The organism is Marinobacter sp. (genome assembly GCF_048259445.1).
GTDB lineage: Bacteria > Pseudomonadota > Gammaproteobacteria > Pseudomonadales > Oleiphilaceae > Marinobacter.
In genome coordinates this window covers 139382-161776 of sequence record NZ_JBLXHQ010000007.1, presented here as the reverse complement: position 1 = coordinate 161776, position 22395 = coordinate 139382, and the positions used below count along the sequence as shown (strand labels likewise).

20 protein-coding genes are annotated in these 22395 nt (G+C 53.5%); 15 read left to right on the top strand and 5 right to left on the bottom strand.

The annotated features are described in order from the left end of the window. Nucleotides 1–492, top strand: a 492-nt coding sequence (locus ACN0RL_RS07495; protein ID WP_417515286.1) for a bacteriophage T4 gp5 trimerisation domain-containing protein, incomplete at its 5' end; no start/stop codon positions are given. A gap of 8 nt (nucleotides 493–500) precedes the next feature. Here ACN0RL_RS07495 and ACN0RL_RS07490 read toward each other — a convergent pair. After that, a complete protein-coding gene (locus ACN0RL_RS07490; protein WP_417515284.1) occupies nucleotides 501–2159 on the bottom strand; it encodes an amidohydrolase in 1659 nt (552 codons plus the stop codon). After that, on the bottom strand, nucleotides 2149–3558 hold the full coding sequence (locus ACN0RL_RS07485; protein WP_417515282.1) for an NAD(P)/FAD-dependent oxidoreductase: 1410 nt from the start codon (nucleotides 3556–3558) through the stop codon (nucleotides 2149–2151). The genes ACN0RL_RS07490 and ACN0RL_RS07485 overlap by 11 nt, the downstream gene beginning before the upstream one ends. 128 nt (nucleotides 3559–3686) lie before the next feature. Between ACN0RL_RS07485 and ACN0RL_RS07480 the strand changes: the two genes are divergently transcribed. From ACN0RL_RS07480 to ACN0RL_RS07425, 12 genes are all read left to right on the top strand, one after another. After that, nucleotides 3687–4322 (top strand): TetR/AcrR family transcriptional regulator, encoded by a 636-nt coding sequence (locus ACN0RL_RS07480; protein ID WP_417515280.1) that lies wholly within the window; start codon nucleotides 3687–3689, stop codon nucleotides 4320–4322. Nucleotides 4323–4393: 71 nt separating this feature from the next. Beyond that, nucleotides 4394–4837, top strand: coding sequence for a DUF4124 domain-containing protein (locus tag ACN0RL_RS07475; protein ID WP_417515278.1), 444 nt, complete (start codon nucleotides 4394–4396; stop codon nucleotides 4835–4837). A 166-nt stretch (nucleotides 4838–5003) separates the two neighbouring features. Continuing rightward, nucleotides 5004–6116: an AI-2E family transporter gene (locus ACN0RL_RS07470; RefSeq protein ID WP_417515276.1), complete on the top strand. Its 1113-nt coding sequence runs from the start codon at nucleotides 5004–5006 to the stop codon at nucleotides 6114–6116. A gap of 110 nt (nucleotides 6117–6226) precedes the next feature. Next, on the top strand, nucleotides 6227–7372 hold the full coding sequence (locus ACN0RL_RS07465; RefSeq protein WP_417515274.1) for a zinc-binding dehydrogenase: 1146 nt from the start codon (nucleotides 6227–6229) through the stop codon (nucleotides 7370–7372). Further along, nucleotides 7369–8412, top strand: coding sequence for a proline racemase family protein (locus tag ACN0RL_RS07460; protein WP_417515272.1), 1044 nt, complete (start codon nucleotides 7369–7371; stop codon nucleotides 8410–8412). The genes ACN0RL_RS07465 and ACN0RL_RS07460 overlap by 4 nt, the downstream gene beginning before the upstream one ends. Nucleotides 8413–8505: 93 nt before the next feature. Further along, nucleotides 8506–10155 (top strand): AMP-binding protein, encoded by a 1650-nt coding sequence (locus ACN0RL_RS07455; protein ID WP_417515270.1) that lies wholly within the window; start codon nucleotides 8506–8508, stop codon nucleotides 10153–10155. Beyond that, entirely contained in the window at nucleotides 10152–10577 is a 426-nt protein-coding gene (locus tag ACN0RL_RS07450; protein ID WP_417515268.1) for a PaaI family thioesterase, read from the top strand. The genes ACN0RL_RS07455 and ACN0RL_RS07450 overlap by 4 nt, the downstream gene beginning before the upstream one ends. 77 nt (nucleotides 10578–10654) lie before the next feature. Continuing rightward, nucleotides 10655–11446, top strand: coding sequence for an ABC transporter ATP-binding protein (locus ACN0RL_RS07445; protein ID WP_417515266.1), 792 nt, complete (start codon nucleotides 10655–10657; stop codon nucleotides 11444–11446). Continuing rightward, nucleotides 11443–12165 carry an ABC transporter ATP-binding protein gene (locus ACN0RL_RS07440; RefSeq protein ID WP_417515264.1) on the top strand — a complete coding sequence of 241 codons (723 nt, stop codon included), beginning with the start codon at nucleotides 11443–11445 and terminating at the stop codon, nucleotides 12163–12165. The genes ACN0RL_RS07445 and ACN0RL_RS07440 overlap by 4 nt, the downstream gene beginning before the upstream one ends. An 85-nt stretch (nucleotides 12166–12250) precedes the next feature. Further along, nucleotides 12251–13465, top strand: a complete 1215-nt coding sequence (locus ACN0RL_RS07435) for an ABC transporter substrate-binding protein (protein ID WP_417515262.1) — start codon at nucleotides 12251–12253, stop codon at nucleotides 13463–13465. Between the two features lie 115 nt (nucleotides 13466–13580). Beyond that, nucleotides 13581–14468, top strand: a complete 888-nt coding sequence (locus ACN0RL_RS07430; protein WP_417515260.1) for a branched-chain amino acid ABC transporter permease — start codon at nucleotides 13581–13583, stop codon at nucleotides 14466–14468. A 2-nt stretch (nucleotides 14469–14470) separates the two neighbouring features. Beyond that, the gene (locus tag ACN0RL_RS07425; RefSeq protein ID WP_417515258.1) at nucleotides 14471–15466 is read left to right on the top strand and encodes a branched-chain amino acid ABC transporter permease; all 996 of its coding nucleotides are present in this window, start codon (nucleotides 14471–14473) and stop codon (nucleotides 15464–15466) included. Between the two features lie 81 nt (nucleotides 15467–15547). Here ACN0RL_RS07425 and ACN0RL_RS07420 read toward each other — a convergent pair whose 3' ends face one another. Then, nucleotides 15548–16078: a hypothetical protein gene (locus tag ACN0RL_RS07420; protein ID WP_417515256.1), complete on the bottom strand. Its 531-nt coding sequence runs from the start codon at nucleotides 16076–16078 to the stop codon at nucleotides 15548–15550. Nucleotides 16079–16343: 265 nt separating this feature from the next. Between ACN0RL_RS07420 and ACN0RL_RS07415 the strand changes: the two genes are divergently transcribed. Beyond that, entirely contained in the window at nucleotides 16344–17537 is a 1194-nt protein-coding gene (locus tag ACN0RL_RS07415) for an efflux RND transporter periplasmic adaptor subunit (protein ID WP_417515254.1), read from the top strand. Beyond that, on the top strand, nucleotides 17534–20632 hold the full coding sequence (locus ACN0RL_RS07410) for an efflux RND transporter permease subunit (protein WP_417515252.1): 3099 nt from the start codon (nucleotides 17534–17536) through the stop codon (nucleotides 20630–20632). Before ACN0RL_RS07415 ends, ACN0RL_RS07410 begins: the two co-directional genes overlap by 4 nt. Nucleotides 20633–20641: 9 nt before the next feature. Here ACN0RL_RS07410 and ACN0RL_RS07405 read toward each other — a convergent pair whose 3' ends face one another. Together ACN0RL_RS07405 and ACN0RL_RS07400 are read right to left on the bottom strand one after the other, a co-directional pair. Beyond that, entirely contained in the window at nucleotides 20642–21469 is an 828-nt protein-coding gene (locus ACN0RL_RS07405) for an ABC transporter permease subunit (RefSeq protein ID WP_417515250.1), read from the bottom strand. Further along, the gene (locus ACN0RL_RS07400) at nucleotides 21462–22364 is read right to left on the bottom strand and encodes an ABC transporter permease subunit (RefSeq protein WP_417515288.1); all 903 of its coding nucleotides are present in this window, start codon (nucleotides 22362–22364) and stop codon (nucleotides 21462–21464) included. Before ACN0RL_RS07400 ends, ACN0RL_RS07405 begins: the two co-directional genes overlap by 8 nt. Nucleotides 22365–22395: the final 31 nt, after the last annotated feature.

The window sequence follows — 22395 nt, the reverse complement described above, 5'->3', positions numbered from 1 at the left end:
AACGAATTGCGCTTTGAAGACGAGGCCGACAAGGAACAGGTCTACATCCACGCCCAGAAAGACCTGGACCTGCTCACTGAAAACAACCGTACCGAAGTCATCAGGAACGACAGCCATCTGACGGTCGGAAACGACCGCTTCAGCCATGTAAAAGGCAACGAACATCAAATCATAGATGGCGAAAAACGCGAACAGACCGGCAGGGACCACAGCTTCAACGTAACCGGCACCTTGCATCTGAAAGCTGGTACAGCCTGGCTCAGCGATTCCGGTACTGAACTTCATATCAAAGCCGGGCAAAAGGCCATTATTGAAGCTGGTGCCGAGATCACTCTCAAGGCTGGCGGCAGCTTTGTGAAGATTGACCCAAGCGGTGTGGCCATGGGCGGGGCAACAATCAAAATGAACGCCGGCGGAGCGGCGGGAAGGGGAAGTGGGCAAAAGGTGGCGGTGCCCGAAATGCCTGGGCAGCCAGGGAAGGCCGGGGGATAATCCCGGCCTCAGGGTCGGTATGTACGTCTTCGAAAAACGCCCTGTGTATACACCTCAATACCATCAACCCAGGTCGATAAAACCCGCGCTGCGGGGTTCTCCGGGCTACTGTTGAGGATTACCAGGTCCGCTATTTCACCCACGGATAGGCCTTTGTGTGGCTTGCCATGGATCGCATGATGGCCTGTAACCGAATAGGCGCGCACGGCCTCAGAAATTGTGATGGCCTCTTTTTTATCGATGATGAAACCGCGATCGGAGCGTCGGTTAACCGCGCTACGAATATTGCCGAGCGGGTCAAGCGGGCCGCAGGGGTTGTCTGAGCTAAGCGCGGTAGGAACACCGGCGTCAATTAATGATCGGGCAGGAATGATGTTCATCACCTTTTCCATTTTTGATGAGACCAGCTCTTCCGACTGATTCAAAAAACCTGGCTGCAAGGAGGCGATGGCTGCGCAGTCCGTAACCGCTTCAATGTCATTGTTTGTGAGCAGTATCAGGTGCTCAATGCTTGAGTTTTTGGTGCCGGTTTGCTTCAAGGCCTGGCAGGCACACTTGACCGCCTCATTGCCAATGGCGTGGATTTTGGGTCGTGCATCCGCCTCACCAATGTCGTCCAGTGTTTTACGGATCTCATTGGGAGAGAGTCTGAGATAGGGTGTAACAAACTTCTGGTTTTTATAGGCGAGCGTTGTACTTGTAAGCGTTCGCAGGCTGGATAAGTCGCCTTTCAATGCGCTCCCAACAGCGTAGGACGTTAACTTCATAACATCGCCTGGATCGAGGCATATTGCACATTGCTTCGCTCCGTCGAGAAACACTTTGGCGCTTTTTGGGCCCGCCCCGCAGGATAAACAAAGTTCGTCGACTACGTAATCAGCATTCTCACTCGATTTGACATGAGACCACGACAAACGCAACGGCGTGCGGGTTTGCAGCCTCTCCATGGCCGCTTGCATCTTTGGGTGAACGCAGGGGTCGTGGCAGGCTGTTATGCCCATCGCCAGGTGTCGTGCGGCTTCTGCCTCCAAAAGAGCCAGTGCGCTAATGGATTCAAGCTGCCCGGCAAGCTGCTGAAGAGCGATACTCAGCATGTGTCCGCTTGCGGCTTCCTGAAGCAGACCGGTAGGCTGTCCATTTTTCAAAACCACATCGTTAACAGGAAAACTGAGAGAAGCAATATTTGCCCGACTAAAGGCACTCTCATTCGCCAGACACTGGTGCAGTGAATAATCGTTGACGATGACGGGGCGACCCAGGCAAGCCTCATTCAGCTCCTGCATGGACGGCAGCCGGCCGATTCTATGAAAGTCCGCATAGAACACAATCAACCAGTCGGTCTCTTCGCTTATAGATGCTCTTCGGCGCAGGGCATCCAACAGGTCTTTTTTTGAGGTCCAGCCAGCGCCATGAATCGAGCATGGAATCCATGCACTGACCGTTAAGTGCGAGTGGCAATCCACAAATCCGGGTAAGAGGTGTGCGCCGTTGAGGTCAATCGCATCGACATTGTTCGGTGAGTCAGGCAGTTTTCCGCGGCCTACAGACGCAATGCGGTTCCCGAGGATTTCAAGCCAGCCTTTTTCAGGAAGGGCATTCTCACCAAACCAGACAGTGGCGTTGTGCAGCAATGTCCGCTGGTGACCGGGTGCTTGGTCAGGACCCATGATTTTCCCCTTCCGTACCAGCACTGCACGTTTTGCGAAGGTCCCGTTCCTCAAACCAGTCAACGCCCTTGAGGGCTCCAGTGATTGCTTTAACGCCAAGATAGGAAAGGACATTGCCGGGTGGCACGGGAATGGCGTTCCTGTTCACGATCCAGAACCGGCTCAATTCACTATCAACGCCCGAAATCAGGTCTGCAATGAGCCGGCCGTTCAGCTGCGTAAGCGATACGCCGTGGCCGATGCAGCCCGTTGAGTAGATAATATTCTGGTCACCAATAAATCCTATTTCCGGAACCATATCAAAATTCGCTGAAACGGCGCCGCCCCATTTGTAGTCAATTTTTTTATGGGTAAGAGATGGAAACAGCCAGCGGAAGTGCGCTTCCAGATCCTGCCAGACATTCTGGTCCTGCCATTTATTCATGGCGCTGCCATATTCAAATCCAATATCCCCGCCGCCCATGGTGATGCGGCCACACTTGGTGATTCGCAAATAGTGAACCAGTTGCCGGTTGTCTTCGATCGACATATGGTCGCTCCAGCCCAGTGTTTCCCATTCCTCTTTGGTCAGGGGTTCAGAGACAATCTGGTAGGTCCACACCGCCCGCTGCCGACTTCGAAGCTTGCGAGGCCCCGGTAGTGTGTGAGTCCAGGCATTGGTTGCCAGCACCAGTTTTTTCGCACGAATTGTCGCATTCGACGTTTGCACTACCACGCCTGCTTGCGTTCTGCGAATATCGGTTACCGTCGAATTCTCGTGGATAGTTGCACCTGCCCGTTCGGCCAACACCTTTAATGCCCGCACATGTTTGCAAGGGTCCAGAATTCCGGTTTCCGGTTCGTAGATGGCTGCCCTGATGTGCGGTGCATTCAGCTTTTCTCTCACTTGATCCCGGTCGTAAAAAACGTAACTTCCTTCTTTTGCCAGATCACACAGCAGACGATAGGTGTTTCTCAGCCGTTTCTCTTGCCGCTCGGTGTAAGCAACTCGCCACATCCCGGTATGCTCGTAGTCGGAATCCAGGCGTTCGTTTTCAATCAGATCCTGAACATAGGCAACCGCTTTCTGCATATATGTCTGGGCTTCTCGTGCCTTTGCCTTTCCCCAGCGTAAAGCCGTTACTTCTGGTTCCATTCCGAATAGCGTCATATTGAAGCCGCCATTTCTGCCCGAAGCGCCAAAGCCGATCTCATTCGCGTCCAGCACCATCACGTGCAACTCAGGATCGTCGCGTTTTACCTCTCGGGCCGTGGTCAGACCGGTGTAACCAGCACCGACTATGAGAACATCAACGGTGAAGCTGCCTTCCGGGAGCGGGGCGTTTGGGTGATAGTGCCCGAATTTGTGCTGCCAAAACGAGTAGTTCCGGGCCATATCTGCAGAAGCGCTGTTGGTCATGATTGTTTCGCCTGATTTGTACACCAAGTACACAAAAACTGTTTTCACAATATAATCGTACGCGTACGATAAATGCAATAATTTATTTTGCCCGATCAAACGGGCAAGCTTGATTATCGTGAAATCTATTGGGTCGGGAGATCGATATTAACCAGAAAGCAAGGCGAGGGCGGCCGAAGCAGGCTCCTGAAGCAACCCGGGAAAAAGAAAAAAAGATTATTGAGGCGGCAAAAAGGCGCTTCAGGGAAGACGGCTTTGCGTCTGTATCCATGAGGAAGATTGCTGCAGATGTTGGTATGGGGGCGATGACGCTCTACAAATACTTTGGCAGTAAAAATGAAATTCTCCACCATATATGGGAAGAGTTTTTTGTGGAGCTGTTTGAGCAAATAAGAGTTCGAATCAGCGTCGCGGAAACACCAGCGGAACAGTATCGAGCCGCCTGCCATGCTTATCTTGATTACTGGTTTGCCCATCCGGATCGATTTCGAATGGTTTTTCTTCACGAAGATGATGCCTCGCACGAGAGTCAGTTCTTCGTAAACCATGCCGATATAGAAAGTCGTTTGAATGTGTTCTTTCTGCCTCTGGCAGAGCAGGTTTTCCCTGACAGCTCGCCAGAGCAGCGTTTAACAGGTGTGCAGAGTTTGGCGTGCTATCTGCACGGCATCGCGCTCAATTTGATAACCATAAGCGAGTACGATTGGAAGGGGCATGCGCGCATTCTCAACCATTATCTGGACTTGCTTTTAACCTCTGAGTAAATTCTTGAATACAGCGTTTCCGCGCCATGATTCTTTTACAAACGTTACCCTGATGACAGAGAACAAATTTGATGAAAGGACTCACAATCATTTTTTTATTATTGGCAGCGCCATTCACTCATGCTGGAGCCTACCGCTGGGTTGATGAGAATGGCCAGACTCATTTCGGGGATCGGCCACCTGCCAATGCAGTCACTGACGAGGTTCGTTTGAAAGTGCCGCCGCCATCTTCGGATGCGGCAGCTACCGAGCGAAAACAGCGGGTGAATGAATTTCTTCAGCAAAGCGAAAAAGAACGGGCAGCCCGGGAGGAAAACCAGGCCAGGCAGGAGGCCAGAGCAGCGAAGCTTGAAGCTCACTGCGAAGCCTTGCAGGCGCGCCTGAAATATCTCAAAAGTGTTTCGGGGATTTACCGGCTGAATAAGGATGGCGAGCGCGTTTTCGTTAATGATGAGGAAAACGAGCGTATTCGTAAGGAATTCCGTGCCCGTGTTCAGAGCGAATGCGATATATGAACCTGTTCCGGATTGTTGCCTTCCTCCCGGCCGAAGCCATTCTATAATGCGGTAAAGCTTTGCCGAAGGTACACTGCTCAGCTTGCCAGCCAAAACCTCCGGTGGCGCACCAATTCAGGCCTGCAGTGTCTATAATCGCTGCAGGACGACAGCTAGTGGTTTTTATATGGATGACGAACTGCATTCGGGTAAAGAACCCGTTCCCGAGCCCGGAAAAACTCTGGCCGATCTTGCCACGCCAATCTATGGGCTATTTATTCTGGGCGTGCTTTACACCCTGTACCTCGCCCATCAGATTATATTGCCGATGGTACTGGCGCTCCTGACAAGCTTGTTGTTGTCGCCGCTGGTGACGCGTATGTGCTCAGGGCTGCACATTCCCCGAGTGGTCAGTTCGCTTATTCTGGTATTGCTGTTACTTGTGGCTATCGCAGGTGTGTCTATGGCCGTTGCCACGCCTGCGCTGGAGTGGGCGGGTAAGGCACCGCAGGGCATTTCCCGGTTGCTGGTCGGTGAAAGCGAGTTGAAGCGTCAGATCAGTAAGGTCACCGAGTCTGCGCAGAAAGTGGAGGACTCCGTAAACGAGCTCTCCGAGAGTGGCGGTAAAAAGACAACCGCAGAGCCAACAACCGTAGTTCTGCAGACCGACTCCTGGCGTGCCCAGCTGATGAATAAGGCACGCGACGGAATTGCGGGGCTTGCGCTCGCCATGGCCCTCACTTACTTTTTGCTGGTCAGTGGCGACAGGTTGGTGCTGAATTTTGTCCGACAGTTGCCGAGAAGCCATCGCCGAAGAGTGCTGCGCATTACCCGGGATTCCCAGCAGCAGATTGCTCAGTACCTCGGGGTTCTCGGTATCAGCAATACGTCTGTGGGAGTTGCAACCGGCCTTATGGCCTGGGCTGTCGGACTGCCGGATCCGGCAGTTTGGGGGCTGGTGGCCGGTCTTGCCCGCTTTATTCCTTACCTTGGCGTTATTCTTACCATTCTGTTGCTTACTATCGTATCGGCGGTAAGCCTGGACACTGTCTGGATGATGGCGATTGCACCGACCGGCTATCTTGTTCTGACCACCATGGTGGGGTTCTTCATAGAGCCCTGGATTCACGGTTTCCGTATGGCAATTAATCCAGTGATCATTTTCGTGTCGATCTTTTTCTGGGGGTGGCTCTGGGGGCCTGTGGGTGTGGTGTTAGCAGTGCCGTTGATGACCATTATTCAGGTTGTTTTGAAACAGATTCCCAAGCTGCGCCCCGTTTACAAGGTGATCGCCCGTTAGTCTTGCGCCTGCCAGTAGTGGGTAGCCATATAACTTCCTGACATATGTGTGAATGTCACCTATCCTGAAGGGATACCTTATATTCCTCAGGCAGGGAAGATTATTCACTTATGATCCCGAGTACCATGAAAGCGATGGTCCTTACTGGCCATGGCGATATCGAGAAGCTTGAGTATAAAGATGTGCCCACGCCTTCTCCGGCTCCGGGCGAGGTGCTGGTTCAGGTAACCGCTACCGCCAAGAACAATACAGATCGCAAAGCCCGGGAAGGGCTGTATCCCACCAAAAAGGGTGAAACCACCTCGTTTCAGATGGGTGGCAAACCCACGCTGATTTTCCCCCGTATTCAGGGCGCAGACATTGCTGGCCGTATTGTGGCCGTTGGCGATGGTGTGGCTTCTGAGCGGATCGGCGAGAGAGGTCTGCTGGATTTTAATATCTATGCGGATAATCGTCGGGACATCAATCTGACTCCGGATTATTACGGCCACGGCGCCGATGGCGGCTACGCGGAATACGTTGCCGTTCCTTCAAATCAGTTCCACTTTGTGCCAGATGAGGAGCTGGGCGATGCACAGCTCGCCGCAATGGGAATGTGCTCTTACCAGACGGCTATGCACATGCTTACGTCTGCTCATGTGAGAGCCGGGGAGCGTGTTCTGGTCACAGGAGCCAGCGGCGGCGTCGGCACCGCTCTGATCCAGCTCTGTCGGATTGTGGGCGCCATACCCTTCGCGCTAAGCACCCTGGATAAAACAGCCGCTCTCACGGAATTAGGGGCCGAGTCAGTGCTTGATCGTTCCGATATGGATAGTTTTGTGGAGCGTGTAAAAGCCACTACTGGCGGCAAACCCTTTGACGCGGTTATGGACCTGGTGGGCGGCAATATGACCGATCGCTTCATCGACGCCATGATCTTCGATATGAACGCTCGCGAAACATATCCCCGCCTGAGTATTGCTGGCGCCAGTGGTGGCAATGTCAGTGAAGTCCTCTGGACCCGGATCTATCTGTATCAGGTGCAGATCTTTGGCGTTTCTCACGGTACCCGGGAGGAGGCTGAGCAGCTTGTGGAATGGATTCGCAGCGGGCAACTCAAGCCAGTGCTTCATGGTGCTTTCCGGCTTTCGGAACTGCACCGGGCGGAGCGTTACTTCATGAATCGTGGCAGCAATTATATTGGCAAGATTGTCATAGTCCCGGATGCCCAGTGGGAACAGCATGGCAAACCCTGGTCTCTGGAGCACAGTGCATGAAGCAGGAACTGACGATTCAGCTTATGGATACCCACGCAGGCGGCGATGTCAGCCGCATTGTGACCAGCGGTATCGGGCCTCTGCCGGGGGACAGTGTTCGGGCACAAATGGAGTATCTCCGTGATGACGCCGATGGCCTGAGAAAACTGCTTTTGGAAGAGCCCTACGGCATCCCCGAGATGTCCGTGGATTTGCTTGTTCCTCCATCCAACCCCCGCGCGGCAGCCGGATACATCATCATGGAAGTGATGGGTTACCCGATTTATTCCGGCTCCAACACTATCTGTACGGCGACTGCCGTTCTTGAAGCAGGAATAGTGCCCAAGAAGGAGGGTAAGCAGAGCTTTCTGCTGGAATCTCCGGCGGGTCTTGTTCGCATCGAAGCACTGGTAAAAAACGGCGTAGTTGAAGCAATCACTTGTGAAGGCCTGCCAAGTTACATTCATACCCACCGTGCCAGTATCAACGTGCCATCAATTGGCACTGTCATCTACAGCGTTGCCTACAGTGGCGGCTTTTACGCGTTGGTGGATGCGGAATCGCTGGGATTCGGGCTCACGCTCAATGAAGAGCGCCGGCTCGCACACGTTGCCCAGGCGATTGTTGAAGCAATTCAGGCGGAGCGGAGCTTTTCTCACTATACGCTTGGCGATGTGGGGCGCCTGCCGTTTCTGCACTTTATGGGGCCGATTCAACAAATCGCTGAAGGCTATTATCGCTCCCGTTCGGCAACTTATGTGCACCCGGGCGTGATCTGCCGGAGCACGACCGGCACTGGCACTTCGGCCCGTCTGGCTCTGATGAATTACGAAGGGCTTATTCGCCCTGGAGAAAAACTTGAAACGGTGTCGCTCCGGGAGACTAGTTTTGTCGGCGAGTTTTCCGCAGTAAAGCAGGAGGGTGAATATCAGGTTGTGAAAAACAGTATAACCGGAAGGAGCTATGTCATCGCCCGCTCGGATGTTGTGGTTAACTGCGATGATTCAATGGTGAACTGCGATGGGCTTCGGCATATTCTTGGTAATTGCCCTTCATTTTGAAGGTTGTTCGCCTAAAGTTTACCTTTACGTAAAGTGAAGGCTGTGATAAATCTTGATCTATGCGTTCAATGATAAAAATAGCAGGAGCTGTTCATGAGTCTTCCGGATTACGCCGACGTTTATAAAAACTTCGATCCCGCTGCACTGGAAGCGGAAATTCTGGACGGGAGTCTGGAAAACGGGCTGAACGTCTGTCATGAAATTTGTGACAAGTGGGCGGTCGACCCAAAGAAAGTCGCGCTTTATTACGAAAAAGACGGTGGCGGTGATGGTGTGCTCACTTTTGCCGAGCTGAAAGAACAGTCCGCGCGTTTTGCAAACTACCTGGCCTCTCAGGGCATCGGAAAAGGCGACCGGGTTGCAGGTTTGCTGCCAAGAGGCCCGGAACTGCTCATTGTTATTGCAGGTGCACTGCGCGCAGGTGCGGTCTATCAGCCGCTGTTTACAGCATTCGGCTCCGGCGCTATCGAGTATCGCCTCGAGCGTGCAGGAACCAAACTGGTCGTAACGGATCCTGCAAACTACCCCAAGCTCACCGAGGTGAAGGGTTGTTCGCCAATACTGTGCGTTGATGCCGAAAAAGCTGACGGCAGTATTCCGGATTTTCGCAGCACACTTGATGCGCAGAAGCCGGATTTTGAACCGGTCATGATCAAGGGCAGTGACCCATTCCTGCAGATGTTCACCTCAGGCACTGTAGGCAAGTCAAAAGGTGTTGCCGTTCCTGCCCGCGCGTTGATGGCTTTCTACGTTTACATGAAGTACGCAATTGATCTGCGAGATGGCGATACCTTCTGGAACGTTGCGGATCCGGGCTGGGCCTACGGTCTTTACTACGCCGTTGTCGGTCCGCTGCTGATGGGGCACGCTACCCACTTCAATCCGGGTGCTTTTACACCCGAATCCACCTACGACATGATCCGCAAGTACAAGATCACCAATCTTGCCGCTGCCCCTACGGCTTATCGCCTGCTCAAAGCCAACGACCACGTTCTTCCGGAAGGTGAGAACCTTGGGCTACGCGTAGCCAGCAGTGCCGGTGAGCCCTTGAACCCGGAAGTGGTTAACTGGATCAAGAGTCGCCATTTTTGCCCGGTGATGGATCATTACGGCCAGACCGAAACCGGTATGACCTGCTGCAACTTCCATGCGCTTGAGCATCCGGTACGCCAGGGCTCCATGGGCTACTCTTCTCCGGGCCATAAGGTGGTTGCACTGAACGAGAAGAACGAAGAAGTGGGCGAAGGTGAAGTCGGGCAGATTGCGATTGATGTGAAAGCATCGCCACTGTTTCACTTTGACGGTTACACCTGGGGCGAGAAAGATCCGTTCGTAAAAGGCTATTACCTCACCGGTGACATGGCGATTTGCCACGGTGATGGCAGTTTTTCCTTCAGTGGTCGTGACGATGACATCATTACCACCGCCGGTTACCGGGTTGGCCCTGCCGATGTGGAAAGCACATTGCTGGAACACGCCGCGGTTGCAGAGTCGGGCGTCGTTGCAAAGCCTGATGAAAAGCGTGGCTCTATTATCAAGGCATACGTAGTCATCAAGGGTGATCAGCAGCCTTCGGATGATCAGATCCTGAAAGATGAGCTTCAGGAACTGGTTCGCCGGCGCCTCTCTACACACGCGTTTCCCCGTGAGATCGAGTTTGTGGATGAACTCCCGAAAACTCCCAGCGGCAAGATTCAGCGCTTCGTGTTGCGGAACCGGGCTCAGGATGAGCCAAATCCATGAAGATGACGCTTGAGGAGCTAGACAAGTTCTTGCACGAGCAATTTCCTCAGGGTGCAGCTTATGGCACCTTGAGGAAGTTGGGCGACGGCTGGGCAGAGATGAGCCTGGATGTTGACGATGGCCACCTCAGGCCGGGTGGGACTGTGTCTGGCCCGGTTATGATGGGGCTGGCAGACGTGACGGTGTATGCTGCATTATTGAGCAGAATCGGCCCGGTGCCTTTGGCTGTAACCACTAATCTGAACATCAACTTTTTGCGCAAACCTGCTGCTCATACGCCAATCTGGGCGAGAGCAACCATGCTTAAGGTAGGGCGCACTATGGGCGTGGGTGAGGTGTTCGTTTATTCGGAAGGTGGCGAGGAGCCTGTTGCTCACTCAACGATGACCTACTCCATACCGCCAAAAAAACATGAGAATTAGATTGACGTCTACGTAAACGTCAATCTAATCTGTATACAAGTACAAATGTACAACAATAACAAAAGGTAGATTGGCTCATGAGTGACCAGTTCGTACTGGAGACCCGAAACCTTGTTAAAGAGTTCAAGGGCTTTGTTGCGGTCGACAACGTGAATCTTCAGGTTCAGAAAGGCCACATACACGCTCTGATCGGCCCTAACGGTGCAGGCAAGACGACGGTATTTAACCTGCTCACCAAGTTCCTTATCCCTACCCGTGGCCAGATTCTGTTCAACGGCGAAGATATTACCCCCATGAAATCCGCTAGTATTGCGCGCAAAGGAGTTGTTCGTTCCTTTCAGATTTCAGCGGTTTTCCCTCATATGACCGCCCTGGAAAATATCCGGGTTGCCCTTCAGGGTTTTGAAGGCTCGTCATTCAGTTTCTGGAAGTCCGGTGCCTCCCTGAATCGCCTCAATGAACGCTGCATGGAACTGCTGGATTCTGTCGGTCTCACCGAGTATGCCAATACCACAACCGTGGAGTTGGCATACGGTCGAAAGCGGGCGCTGGAACTGGCGACAACCCTGGCTATGGAGCCGAAGCTGCTCCTGCTGGATGAGCCTACCCAAGGCATGGGCGCAGAAGACGTAGATCGAGTGGTGGAGTTGGTGCGCAAGGCCGCTGACGGTCGGACAGTGCTGATGGTTGAGCATAACTTGAGTGTCGTCAGCAAGTTGTGTGACCGGATTACGGTTCTGGCGCAGGGCTCAGTCCTTACGGAAGGCGATTACGAAACAGTGTCTGCTGACCCCCGCGTCCGCGAGGTCTATATGGGAACCGGTTCCAGTGGCGAACGGGGAGCAGTCGAGCAGGAGGCCGCCCAATGAACCAGAATGCAACAAAGCAGTACGAACAGCTGCGCATCTCCGGGCTGCACGCCTACTATGGTGAATCCCATATTTTGCATGGTATGGATCTGGTCGTTAATCGCGGCGAGCTGGTCACGCTGCTCGGGCGCAACGGTGCAGGGCGAAGCACCACTCTCAAGGCGATTATGAACATGGTGGGCCGCCGTACGGGCTCCATCATGATCAATGGTGAAGAGACCATGTCTTGTGCTCCGCACCATATTGCAAGGCTGGGAGTCGGGTATTGCCCCGAGCATCGGGGCATTTTTGCGTCACTCAGCGTTCACGAAAACCTCACCTTGCCGCCGGTGGTGCGCAGCGGAGGTATGAGCCTGGAAGAAATCTATACCATGTTCCCCAACCTCTACGAACGCCGCTTCAGCCAGGGTACGAAACTCTCGGGTGGCGAGCAGCAAATGCTGGCAATGGCGCGCATCCTTCGCACCGGTGCCAATATGCTGTTGCTGGACGAGATCACCGAAGGCCTGGCGCCGGTTATTGTTGAAAAACTTGGGCAGGTGCTGGTCGATCTAAAGAAAAAGGGATTGACCATTGTACTGGTAGAGCAGAATTTCCACTTCGCAGCGCCTCTGGCTGATCGGCATTATGTCGTTGAGCACGGGCTGATTGTGGAAGAAGTCAGTGCCGATGAGCTGAGTGCAAAGCAGTCGGTGCTGGATGGCTATCTGGGAGTTTGAGCCCGGATAGGTTTGTGTGAAAGAAAATAAATAGAAACAAAAATCCGAACCCGAACCAACGCAAAACAGTCGCGGAGATATAATAATGACAATGATGAAAAAGCTTCTGACCTCAGCCGTTGCATCAGCCCTCATGGTTGGTGGCGCCCAAGCGGAAATTTCCAACAACACCGTAAAAATCGGCTACCTGGCCGATATGTCCGGTACCTATCGCGATCTTGCAGGCCCCAATGGCCTCTCAGCCCTGGAAATGGCAATTGCCGATTTCGGTGGCACCGTTAAAGGCGCCAAGATCGAAATCGTCACCGCCGATGACCGGAACAGCCCGGACGTAGCCTCCAGCACAGTTCGCCGTTGGCTGGAAAACGATAACGTTGATATGGTGGCTGGTCTTGTTGCTTCCTCGGTAACCATCGCTGCAACCAAAGTCATCGAGGAGAACAATAAGCTTGGTCTCGTAAACGGTTCTGCTGCGTCCAGTATTACCAACGAGCACTGCACCCCGAACCACATCCACTACGCTTATGACACCTACCCGCTGTCCGTCGGCACCCCCACCGCGATTGTTAAAGAAGGTGGCAAAACCTGGTATATCCTTACAGCAGATTATGCGTTCGGGCACTCCCTGGAAGCAGACGTTACTCGCATGGTTGAATCCAATGGCGGGGAAATTATTGGCAGCATCCGTCACCCGTTCCCGACTCCGGATTTCTCATCTTTCATCCTTCAGGCGCAGGCTTCTGGAGCAGATGTCGTCGCCTTGGCAAACGCCGGAGCGGATACCACCAACGCCATTACCACAGCTGCAGAATTCGGTTTAACCCAGTCTGGCCAAACCCTGGCAGCGCTGCTGCTGTTCCTGACCGACGTTCATGCACTCGGTGCTGAAACTGCCCAGGGTATCCAGCTGACCACCGGCTGGTATTGGGATAAGGATAAAGAAGCTCGTGCCTGGTCTGACCGCTTTTTCGATGAAACCGGCGTAAGACCTACCATGGTTCATGCGGGCATTTACTCTAGTGCGATCCATTACCTGAACGCTGTTGCGGCGACAGGCTCTGATGATTCCCAGACCGTGCGCAAGCAGATGATGGATACGCCAATCAACGACATGTTCGCCAAGAATGGCCGTATCCGTGAAGATGGCCGTATGGTTCACGACATGTACCTGGCTCAGGTCAAAACTCCGGAAGAGTCCACCAATGAATGGGATCTGTACAAAATCATCCGCACCATTCCGGGTGATGAGGCGTTTCGCCCGCTCTCGGACAGCAAGTGCAAGCTGGTTAGCGGCAAGTAAGGCGTAAGCAAGTGTGGGTTCCCTGGCTCTTGCCGGGGAACCCACGAAACGGCTCAAAGCATTACGCAAAAATAAAAATCGATTCAATGTCTGTGCTGCTTCTGGAGTTAGCAACATGTCCATGATCTTCGGCGTGCCCATGGCGGTGCTGTCTGGCCAGCTTCTGATCGGGATTATCAACGGTGCCTTCTACGCACTATTGAGTCTCGGACTGGCTGTTATTTTCGGCCTTCTCAAAATTATCAACTTTGCCCATGGCGCCATGTATATGTTGGGCGCCATGGTGACGGTTATCATGTTTGATAACCTTGGTGTCAACTACTGGGTGGCACTGTTTCTAGCCCCTGTTCTGGTGGGCATCGTCGGTGTAATTATTGAATACTTTCTTCTTCGCCGCATTGCGGGGCAGGACCATATTTACAGCCTGCTTCTGACCTTTGGTGTCGCGCTGATCATGCAGGGTATTCTCACCAATATCTATGGTGTCTCCGGGCTTCGTTACACCATGCCAGACATGTTCAAGGGTGGAGTAAATCTCGGGTTTATGTTCATGCCTTACTACCGGGCGTGGGTTATCGTGGCGGCTCTCCTTGTGTGCTTCGGCACCTGGTTCATGATCGAAAAAACCAAACTGGGTGCCTACCTGCGTGCAGGCACGGAAGATTCGCAGCTGATGCAGGGTTTTGGCATCAACGTGCCGTTGCTGATCAGTCTTACTTACGGGTTTGGTGTCATGCTGGCCGCCTTTGCCGGCGTGCTTGCAGCCCCTATCTACTCGGTAACCCCCGTTATGGGCTCACACATACTGATCGTAGTGTTTGCTGTGGTGGTTATCGGCGGCATGGGCTCTATTGGTGGAGCCATTATTACCGGTATTCTCATGGGTGTCGTAGAGGGACTCACAAAGACGTTTTACCCGCCGGCTTCATCGGCTGTGATTTTCCTCGTCATGGTGATTGTGTTGATGATCCGGCCCAACGGCCTGTTTGGTAAGGAGGCGTAACCATGAGCCAGATCGATATTCAGTCCGATATTCACAAGACGATTTTGCAGCAGCAAAAAACCGAGGATCGCAGAAAGCTGATTCTGAACGGTGTCCTGTTATTGCTTCTGCTACTGGCTCCGTTTGTAATGTATCCCGTGTTCCTGATGAAAATCCTTTGCTTCGCGCTGTTTGCGGTAGCCTTCAACCTGCTGTTCGGGTTTACCGGCTTGCTCTCTTTCGGGCATGCGGCGTTTCTGGCTTCTGGAGGGTATACCACCGGTTACCTGCTCAGTAACTTCAGCGGCCTGACGACGGAGATGGGCATCATCGCAGGAACACTCGTGGCCACGTTGCTCGGGCTGGCCTTTGCGCTCCTGTCCATTCGCCGCCAGGGCATCTACTTTGCCATGGTTACCTTAGCGCTGTCTCAGTTAGTGTTTTTCTTCTTCGTGCAATCTTCATTTACCGGCGGTGAGGACGGTATGCACGGCATACCCCGAGGTGAATTGTTCGGGCTGATTAATCTTGAAGACAACCTGAATATGTATTACGTGGTGCTGGGAGTCTTCCTGGGTTGCTACTTACTGGTTCAGCGGATTGTCAGCAGCCCCTATGGTCAGGTGCTGAAAGCCATCAAGCAGAATGAAGCTCGTGCTATATCCCTGGGCTACAAAGTTGATCGCTACAAGGTACTGGCGTTTGTTATATCCGCGGCGCTAGCTGGCCTGGCAGGTTCCATGAAGTCGGTAGTGTTCCAGTTGGCTTCCCTTAACGATGCCCATTGGCACATGTCCGGTGAGGTTATTCTGATGACGCTCGTGGGTGGTATGGGTACATTGCTCGGACCAGTTATAGGTGCAATGTTTGTAGTCAACATTGAGTATCAGCTCGCCCAAGGACCACTTAGAGACTGGGTGGACCCGATTCTTGGTGGTGTTTTTGTTATCACAGTGCTGGCGTTCCGCAGCGGTATTGTGGGCGAGGTTCAGAAGTTTGTTCGGAAAAACCTGGGATAGTGCCTGCAGTTGCTGAATAGTAAAAAGGGCCACTTTTTCGAAGTGGCCCTTTTATATTGATATTAAATAAAGAAATTTACTTCAGAAATGATCCCGCCGACTGGTTGGTCCGATATAGATATAGACTGAATTATCCCTTCGGTAATCCACGCGATGAACCGCAATGCCCGGGCTGCTCGCTTCCTGCGCGGAGAAACGCGTTGCAACGCCTGCTGCTTCCCCATCACGAATGCGCTCGGCCTCAGCCTCTTGTGTCCAGGTGTTGCCAATGCACTGGGCAACAGAGGCGAGGGATTTCTCATACATTGCTCTGGCTACGTCTTCATTGGGAGCTGTGCTTGAGCAGATATAGGCGCTGTCCTTGTTAGCCCATTCCCAGACCTCGCAATGACCGCTGATAATCTGCTCTTTGGCCCTGAAAACAGTAATCGAATTGAAGCTACTTGCTTTGCCGCGATAACTGGAGAATCCGGAGTTATAGTCCGCCACGATATTCTGCAGTGAAGCACAGGGATCATCCACGCCCAGAGACAGTTTTTCCTGAACAGCACAGCCCGATAGGGAAAAACCGATCAGCACAGGCACACATTTCAGCAATTTATTTTTCAACATTGCTACGCTCACTCCATGAAGGGTTTACTGAGTTCGCGCACGACTGCTGGAGAAGACGCGGAATGGTATTGCAGTGAAATATAGCAAACTTTCACTGGTACTGGAGGCTCCTGGCACGAATGTTTTATCAGCCGTCAGTGGCGCAGGAATTTAGTTGAATAATTGACATGAATCCGTAGCGATTGGCGGGAGTATTGTCTAACCTATGTCTGGGTTTTGCACATCTGCTGTGGGGCCTGGCCCACCTTTCAACCAGGTAATTAAAATGCTCAGCTCTTCGTTTTCAAAAATTTGTTCGCCCTTATTTGCTATTTTTACTGTCCTGGTTATTGCGGGCTGCTCGGAACCAGTTGATCCTCCCGTAGCCGCTCCGGTTTCGGTTTCAGTGGTGGTGGTCGATAACTCTGAGGTACGCCCATCACGTGATTTTGTAGCCAGAACAGCTGCATCCGCCAAGGCAGACCTGACACCGCGTATTGAAGCAGAAATCAGAGAGATTCTGTTCCGGGAAGGAGCGCGCGTTCGTGAAGGACAGGTTCTGGTCAGGTTGGAGGATACCCGTGTAAACGCCGACCTCCAGCAGGCCCGCGCCGAGCTGACGGCTGCCAGAGCGGAAATTGAATCCGCCCGGAAAAATCTCGAACGTGGTGAAGAAGTGGCTGGCAAGGGCTATCTGTCAGACGCCGATCTGGACAAACTCAAGGATCGATTTAATGCAGCGCAAAGTCGTTTAAAGACGGCTGAAGCCTCCGTGCAAAAAGCGGATACCAATCTGGAGTACTCGGAAATCAAAGCGCCATTTGACGGTTGGATTGGCCGCCTGAATTTCGATGTCGGTGCTGTGGTCAGCCCTGCCAGCGGGCCTATTACACGGGTGCTGGTGACCGACCCTCTGTATGTGGAATTCCAGCTCAATGAGTCTGATTTCGTTGCTTTTCGCCGCGCAGACAACGGTACTGAGGAGCAGATTGCCAATCGGCTTTCGTTGCAGTTGACTCTCCCTGACGGCGGACGCTTCGAACAGCCTGGTAGGCTGGATTTCGCCGACGTACAAACAGATGCCAACACCGGAACGGTTGCTATGCGCGCGGCGTTTCCAAATCCGGACGCGGTGTTGTTACCCGGGCTTTACGTGACTCTGCGTATCGAGGAGCAGGCAGGCGATTCGCGGGTGTTGGTGCCCCAGTCGGCGGTTCAGGAAACCATTGAGGGGCAATTTGTACTGCTGGTAGACGAGCAGCAAAAGGTCATTCAGCGTTTCATCGAAACTGGTACGCGGATAGGCGCAATGCTCGTAGCTGAAAGCGGCCTGGATACCGGTGAGAAGGTTATTGTAGAAGGTCTGCAGAAGGTGCGCACCGGCGTAACGGTGGCGCCTGTCGTGAAGCAAATTGATCCGGTTACCGGTGCCTTGACCGGGCCGGACAACGCCACCGCCGATGGCGGTGCGGCGCAATGATCAGTCGCACGTTTATACACAGGCCCAAGTTTGCCTTTGTTATATCCATACTTATTACCATGGCGGGCCTGCTGGCACTTCAGGTGCTGCCGGTGAATATGTATCCGGATATGGCACCGCCAAAAATTCAGGTGTCGGCGGTGTTGCCTGGTGCAAGCCCGCAGATTGTGGAAGAGGCAGTTGTGCGCCCCATTGAGCAGCAGCTCAATGGGGTAGAGGGCATGATCTACATTGAATCCACCGCCTCCAGCGATGGCACAACACAAATTACCCTGTCATTTGAAAGCGGCACCGACACCGATATCGCTCAGGTAAACGTGCAGAACCGGGTGGCTCTGGCAGAACCGTTTTTACCGGAAGAAGTGCGGCGCCAGGGTGTGACGGTCAGCAAGCAGACCGGCAATATGCTGATGGGTATTAACCTGGTATCAGAGCGCCCGGAGCTGGATGCAGTGTTTCTCAGCAACTACGCCAGCAGCAACCTGGTAGAGACTCTGGGCCGGGTACCCGGCGTAGCGTCAGCAGAGGTTATGGGCGCGAGGGATTACAGCATGCGCGTGTGGCTTGACCCACGGCGCATGCGTTCGCTGAAAGTGACCGTGGCGGAAGTGGCGGCGGCTTTGCGTGAGCAGAACCAGATTGTAGCGGCGGGTAAACTGGGAGAGTCACCAGTGCCCGAGGGCCAGCAGTTTGTGTACAGCATTCAAAGCAAGGAGCGCCTTTCGGATCCTGCGGAGTTTGCTCAAACTATTATTCGTGCCAAAGAGGACGGCGGCTTTTTGCGCCTGGGTGATGTCGGGCGGATCGAACTGGGTTCGCGCTCCTACACGTCTACCGCCAAACTGAATAATCAGGACACCGCGTTTCTGGTGATTTATCAGCTACCGGATGCTAACGCTCTGGATGTGGCTGCGGAAGTTAAAAAGACCGTGGATGAGTTTGCCCTCAGTTTCCCTGACGGCATGACCCACGAAGTGCTGTTCGACTCCACCGAGTTTATCAGCCGCTCGATTGAAGAAGTGATTGTCACTCTTGCTCAGGCTATCGCGCTGGTTATTCTGGTGGTGTTTCTGTTTCTGCAGAACTGGCGCGCAACCCTGGTCCCCAGTATCGCCATACCGGTCTCGCTGATTGGTACCTTCGCAATTATGGCAGCACTGGGTTATTCCATTAACATTATTACTCTGTTCGGGCTGGTGCTGGCCATCGGGATTGTGGTGGACGACGCTATTGTTGTGGTGGAAAACGTCGAACGTATTTTGCAGGAAGAAAAACTGCCCATCCGCGATGCCGTCACCAAAGCTATGGAAGAGGTGACCGGTCCGGTTATTGCCACCACACTGGTATTGCTTGCGGTTTTTGTGCCGGTCGCTTTCATGCCCGGCATCACCGGCGTGCTGTACCAACAGTTTTCAGTAACGATCTCGGTGGCGGTTATTATTTCGTCCATCAACGCGTTGACCCTCAGCCCGGCGTTGTGCGCTACCCTGTTGGGGCGCGGTAGCAGTGAAACAGTAGGCTGGCTGCGCCCGATAGAGAAGGTGATTGGCGTTAGTACCAAGGGGTATTCCAGCCTGCTGACGAAACTGCTACGCAAGGGTGCGCTTATCGGTGTGGTTCTGATCGCTCTGTTTGCCACCACTGGCAGCCTGTTCAAGTCGGTACCGCTCGCCTTTGTTCCTCCGGAAGATCAGGGTTTTCTGTTTGTGGATGTGCAGCTGCCCGATGCAGCGTCGCTGGAGCGCACGGATGCGGTGCTGGAAAAAGTCACGGATATGGTGCTGGAAGACCCTGCGATCACCGATTTTATTTCGGTGTCCGGTTTTTCCCTGCTGGGCGGAGCGGGTTCTAACAACGGTCTTGGCATTATCGTACTGAGTGATTGGGAGGAGCGGGAATCGGCGGAACTTGGCGTGAATGCAATTGTATCGCGGCTGTACGCTGGTTTATGGACGCTGCCCGAAGCCCAGATCACGGTGTTCAACCCCCCTGCCATTCCAGGTCTGGGCGCGTCTTCCGGTTTTGATTACCGGCTGCAGGACAATCAGAGCCGGGATGTCGGCGAACTGGCGCAGGTTATGAACGGGCTGATTTTTGAGGCCAACAAGCGGGAAGAGCTTTCGCGGGTCTATAGCACCTATCGCGCCAATATACCCCAGTACCTGCTTGAGGTAGACCGTAACAAGGCGAAAGCTCTGGGTATCAGCCTCTCGGATATTTTCTCGACGCTGCAAACTCAGCTGGGATCGCTATACGTCAACGACTTTACCCGTTTTGGTAAAAACTACCGGGTGCAGTTGCAGGCGGAAGGTGAATTCCGCCAGGGGCCAGAGGATTTGAGCCATTATTCGGTGCGCAACCGGGATGGCGATATGGTGCCCTTGTCTACCCTGGCGACACTCAAACCGGTGTTGGGACCGTCCAGCATCAACCACTTCAACCTGAAACGCTCGGTGACCATTTCTGGAGAGCCTGCGACAGGCTTTGCCAGTGGGGATGCCATCAAGGCGATGGAAGCTTTGTCGAAAAATCTGCCCCAGGGTTACGAATTCAGTTGGGCCGGGCAGAGCCTGCAGGAAATTCAGGCCGGCAATCTGGCGGCGCTGATCTTCCTGCTGGCTATTGTGTTCGTGTATCTGTTTCTGGTGGCGCAGTACGAAAGCTGGGCGTTGCCGTTTGCGGTTATCGGCGCGGTGCCATTGGCGATGTTTGGTGCTCTGGGCGGTCTATGGCTGACCGGTCTGGCCAATAACATCTACGCTCAGGTGGGATTGGTATTATTGATCGGACTGTCGACAAAAACCGCGATTCTGATCGTGGAATTTGCCATGCAGTTGCGCAAATCCGGAATGAGTGCGGAAGAAGCGGCCAACAAAGCCGCAGTGTTGCGCTTCCGCGCGGTGCTTATGACCGCGCTGTCGTTCGTGTTGGGAGTGCTGCCGCTGGTGTTTGCCAGCGGTGCCGGCGCTGCCAGTCGTGTCAGCCTGGGTGTTACCGTGCTCAGTGGCATGACGGCAGCCACGGTGCTAGGTACTTTGCTGGTACCCATCCTCTACAAATGGATTGAAACCGCACGCAGTCGAAATCAGGCATAGTGGCCCGGTTCAGGAAAGGCGACCTCTGAGTCGCCTTTTCTCGCTCCGGCGCATTACGTACCAGGCAATGAATGCAATCAGTGATACCGACAGAATAATGAGCGTTGCCAGTGCGTTAATCTTGGGTGATACGCCCATTCTTACCGAGGAAAACACGACCATCGGAAGTGTAGTAGCGCCCGGGCCGGATACGAAACTGGCAATAACAAGGTCATCGAGTGACAGTGTAAAGGCCAGCAGCCAACCTGATACCAGAGCCGGAGCAATCACCGGCAGGGTAATAACAAAAAATGTCTTCAGTGGCGTGCAGCCGAGGTCCATAGCGGCTTCCTCGATGGATCGATCCACCTCTTGCAGTCGCGCGCTGACGACGACCGCTACATAAGCGCTGCAGAAAGTGGTGTGTGCAATCCAGATGGTTACCATCCCTCGATCTGCTGGCCAGCCGGTAAGCTCAGCGAACTGAACAAACAACAGCAACAGTGACAAACCGGTTATGACTTCTGGCATCACCAGCGGTGCGGTAATCATGCCGGAGAGCATCGCTCGCCCGCGCATACGTTTGAATCGGGTAATCACAAACGAGCACAAGGTGCCAAGGCAAACCGCCATGCTGGCTGAGTAGAAAGCAATTCGCAGGCTCATCCAGACTGCAGACAGGATCTGCTGATCTTCAAACAGGGCGCTGTACCAGTGGGTCGAAAAACCGGCCCATACAGAGACCAGCCGGGATGCGTTGAACGAATACACGATCAGCACAAACATCGGCAGATAGAGAAACAGCAATCCCAACGTCAGCATGATCTTTGAGAAACTGAAGCCCCGTGAGTTAACCATTTTTTGACATCTCCCGGCTCTGGAAACGATGGAACAGCACAATCGGGATCAGCAGAAGTGCCAGCATGACGATCGCCAGAGCAGACGCCACTGGCCAGTCCCGGTTGTTGAAAAACTCTTCCCACAGCACCTTTCCGATCATTAGTGTGTCCGGGCCGCCTAACAGTTCAGGAATCACGAACTCACCAACGGCGGGAATGAATACCAGCATGCAGCCTGCAAGAATACCTGCTTTGGATAACGGTAGAGTGATGGTCCAGAAGGTAGCAGGGCTGCGACAGCCAAGATCTGAGGCGGCCTCAAGCAGGCGTCCGTCCAGCTTCACCAGAGTGGTGTAAATTGGCAGCACCATAAACGGCAGGTAGGCATAGGTAATGCCCAGGATTACCGCAAAGTTGGTATTGAGCATCTTCAGCGGCTCATCAACCAGCCCCAGCCACATCAGAAAAGCGTTCAATAATCCCTGATTGCCGAGAATGCCCATCCAGGCATAAACCCGGATCAGAAACGACGTCCAGGACGGCAGCATTACCATCAGCAGAAACACCAGTTGCCAGTGCCTGGGCGCCCGGGCCATGGCATAGGCCATGGGATAGCCAATCAGCAGGCAAGCCGCTGTGGAAATGAATGCCGTTTTGATCGAACCCCAATAGGCTGCGATATACAGGCTGTCTGACATCAGGAAAAGGAAATTGCCAAAATTCAGCACGACCGACAGCGTGTTGTCTACGAGCCGGAAGACCGGTTCGTAGGGTGGAATGGCCATCACCGCGGAGGTCAGACTGATTTTCAGGATCAGCGCGAAGGGCAGAAGAAAAAAGAGCAACAGCCAGAAGAACGGGATACCGAAAAGTACCCGACGATTGAACAGCGCAGAGCGTATCCGCTCCCTCAGAGGAACCTGGTTCAGTTCTCGGTTCACCGCA

Coding starts and splice junctions, on each gene's coding strand:
- ACN0RL_RS07490 (WP_417515284.1), bottom strand. CDS start 2,159: ATGGGTCCTGACCAAGCACCCGGTCACCAGCGGACATTGCTGCACAAC.
- ACN0RL_RS07485 (WP_417515282.1), bottom strand. CDS start 3,558: ATGACCAACAGCGCTTCTGCAGATATGGCCCGGAACTACTCGTTTTGG.
- ACN0RL_RS07475 (WP_417515278.1), top strand. CDS start 4,394: ATGAAAGGACTCACAATCATTTTTTTATTATTGGCAGCGCCATTCACT.
- ACN0RL_RS07470 (WP_417515276.1), top strand. CDS start 5,004: ATGGATGACGAACTGCATTCGGGTAAAGAACCCGTTCCCGAGCCCGGA.
- ACN0RL_RS07465 (WP_417515274.1), top strand. CDS start 6,227: ATGATCCCGAGTACCATGAAAGCGATGGTCCTTACTGGCCATGGCGAT.
- ACN0RL_RS07460 (WP_417515272.1), top strand. CDS start 7,369: ATGAAGCAGGAACTGACGATTCAGCTTATGGATACCCACGCAGGCGGC.
- ACN0RL_RS07455 (WP_417515270.1), top strand. CDS start 8,506: ATGAGTCTTCCGGATTACGCCGACGTTTATAAAAACTTCGATCCCGCT.
- ACN0RL_RS07450 (WP_417515268.1), top strand. CDS start 10,152: ATGAAGATGACGCTTGAGGAGCTAGACAAGTTCTTGCACGAGCAATTT.
- ACN0RL_RS07445 (WP_417515266.1), top strand. CDS start 10,655: ATGAGTGACCAGTTCGTACTGGAGACCCGAAACCTTGTTAAAGAGTTC.
- ACN0RL_RS07440 (WP_417515264.1), top strand. CDS start 11,443: ATGAACCAGAATGCAACAAAGCAGTACGAACAGCTGCGCATCTCCGGG.
- ACN0RL_RS07435 (WP_417515262.1), top strand. CDS start 12,251: ATGACAATGATGAAAAAGCTTCTGACCTCAGCCGTTGCATCAGCCCTC.
- ACN0RL_RS07430 (WP_417515260.1), top strand. CDS start 13,581: ATGTCCATGATCTTCGGCGTGCCCATGGCGGTGCTGTCTGGCCAGCTT.
- ACN0RL_RS07425 (WP_417515258.1), top strand. CDS start 14,471: ATGAGCCAGATCGATATTCAGTCCGATATTCACAAGACGATTTTGCAG.
- ACN0RL_RS07420 (WP_417515256.1), bottom strand. CDS start 16,078: ATGTTGAAAAATAAATTGCTGAAATGTGTGCCTGTGCTGATCGGTTTT.
- ACN0RL_RS07415 (WP_417515254.1), top strand. CDS start 16,344: ATGCTCAGCTCTTCGTTTTCAAAAATTTGTTCGCCCTTATTTGCTATT.
- ACN0RL_RS07410 (WP_417515252.1), top strand. CDS start 17,534: ATGATCAGTCGCACGTTTATACACAGGCCCAAGTTTGCCTTTGTTATA.
- ACN0RL_RS07405 (WP_417515250.1), bottom strand. CDS start 21,469: ATGGTTAACTCACGGGGCTTCAGTTTCTCAAAGATCATGCTGACGTTG.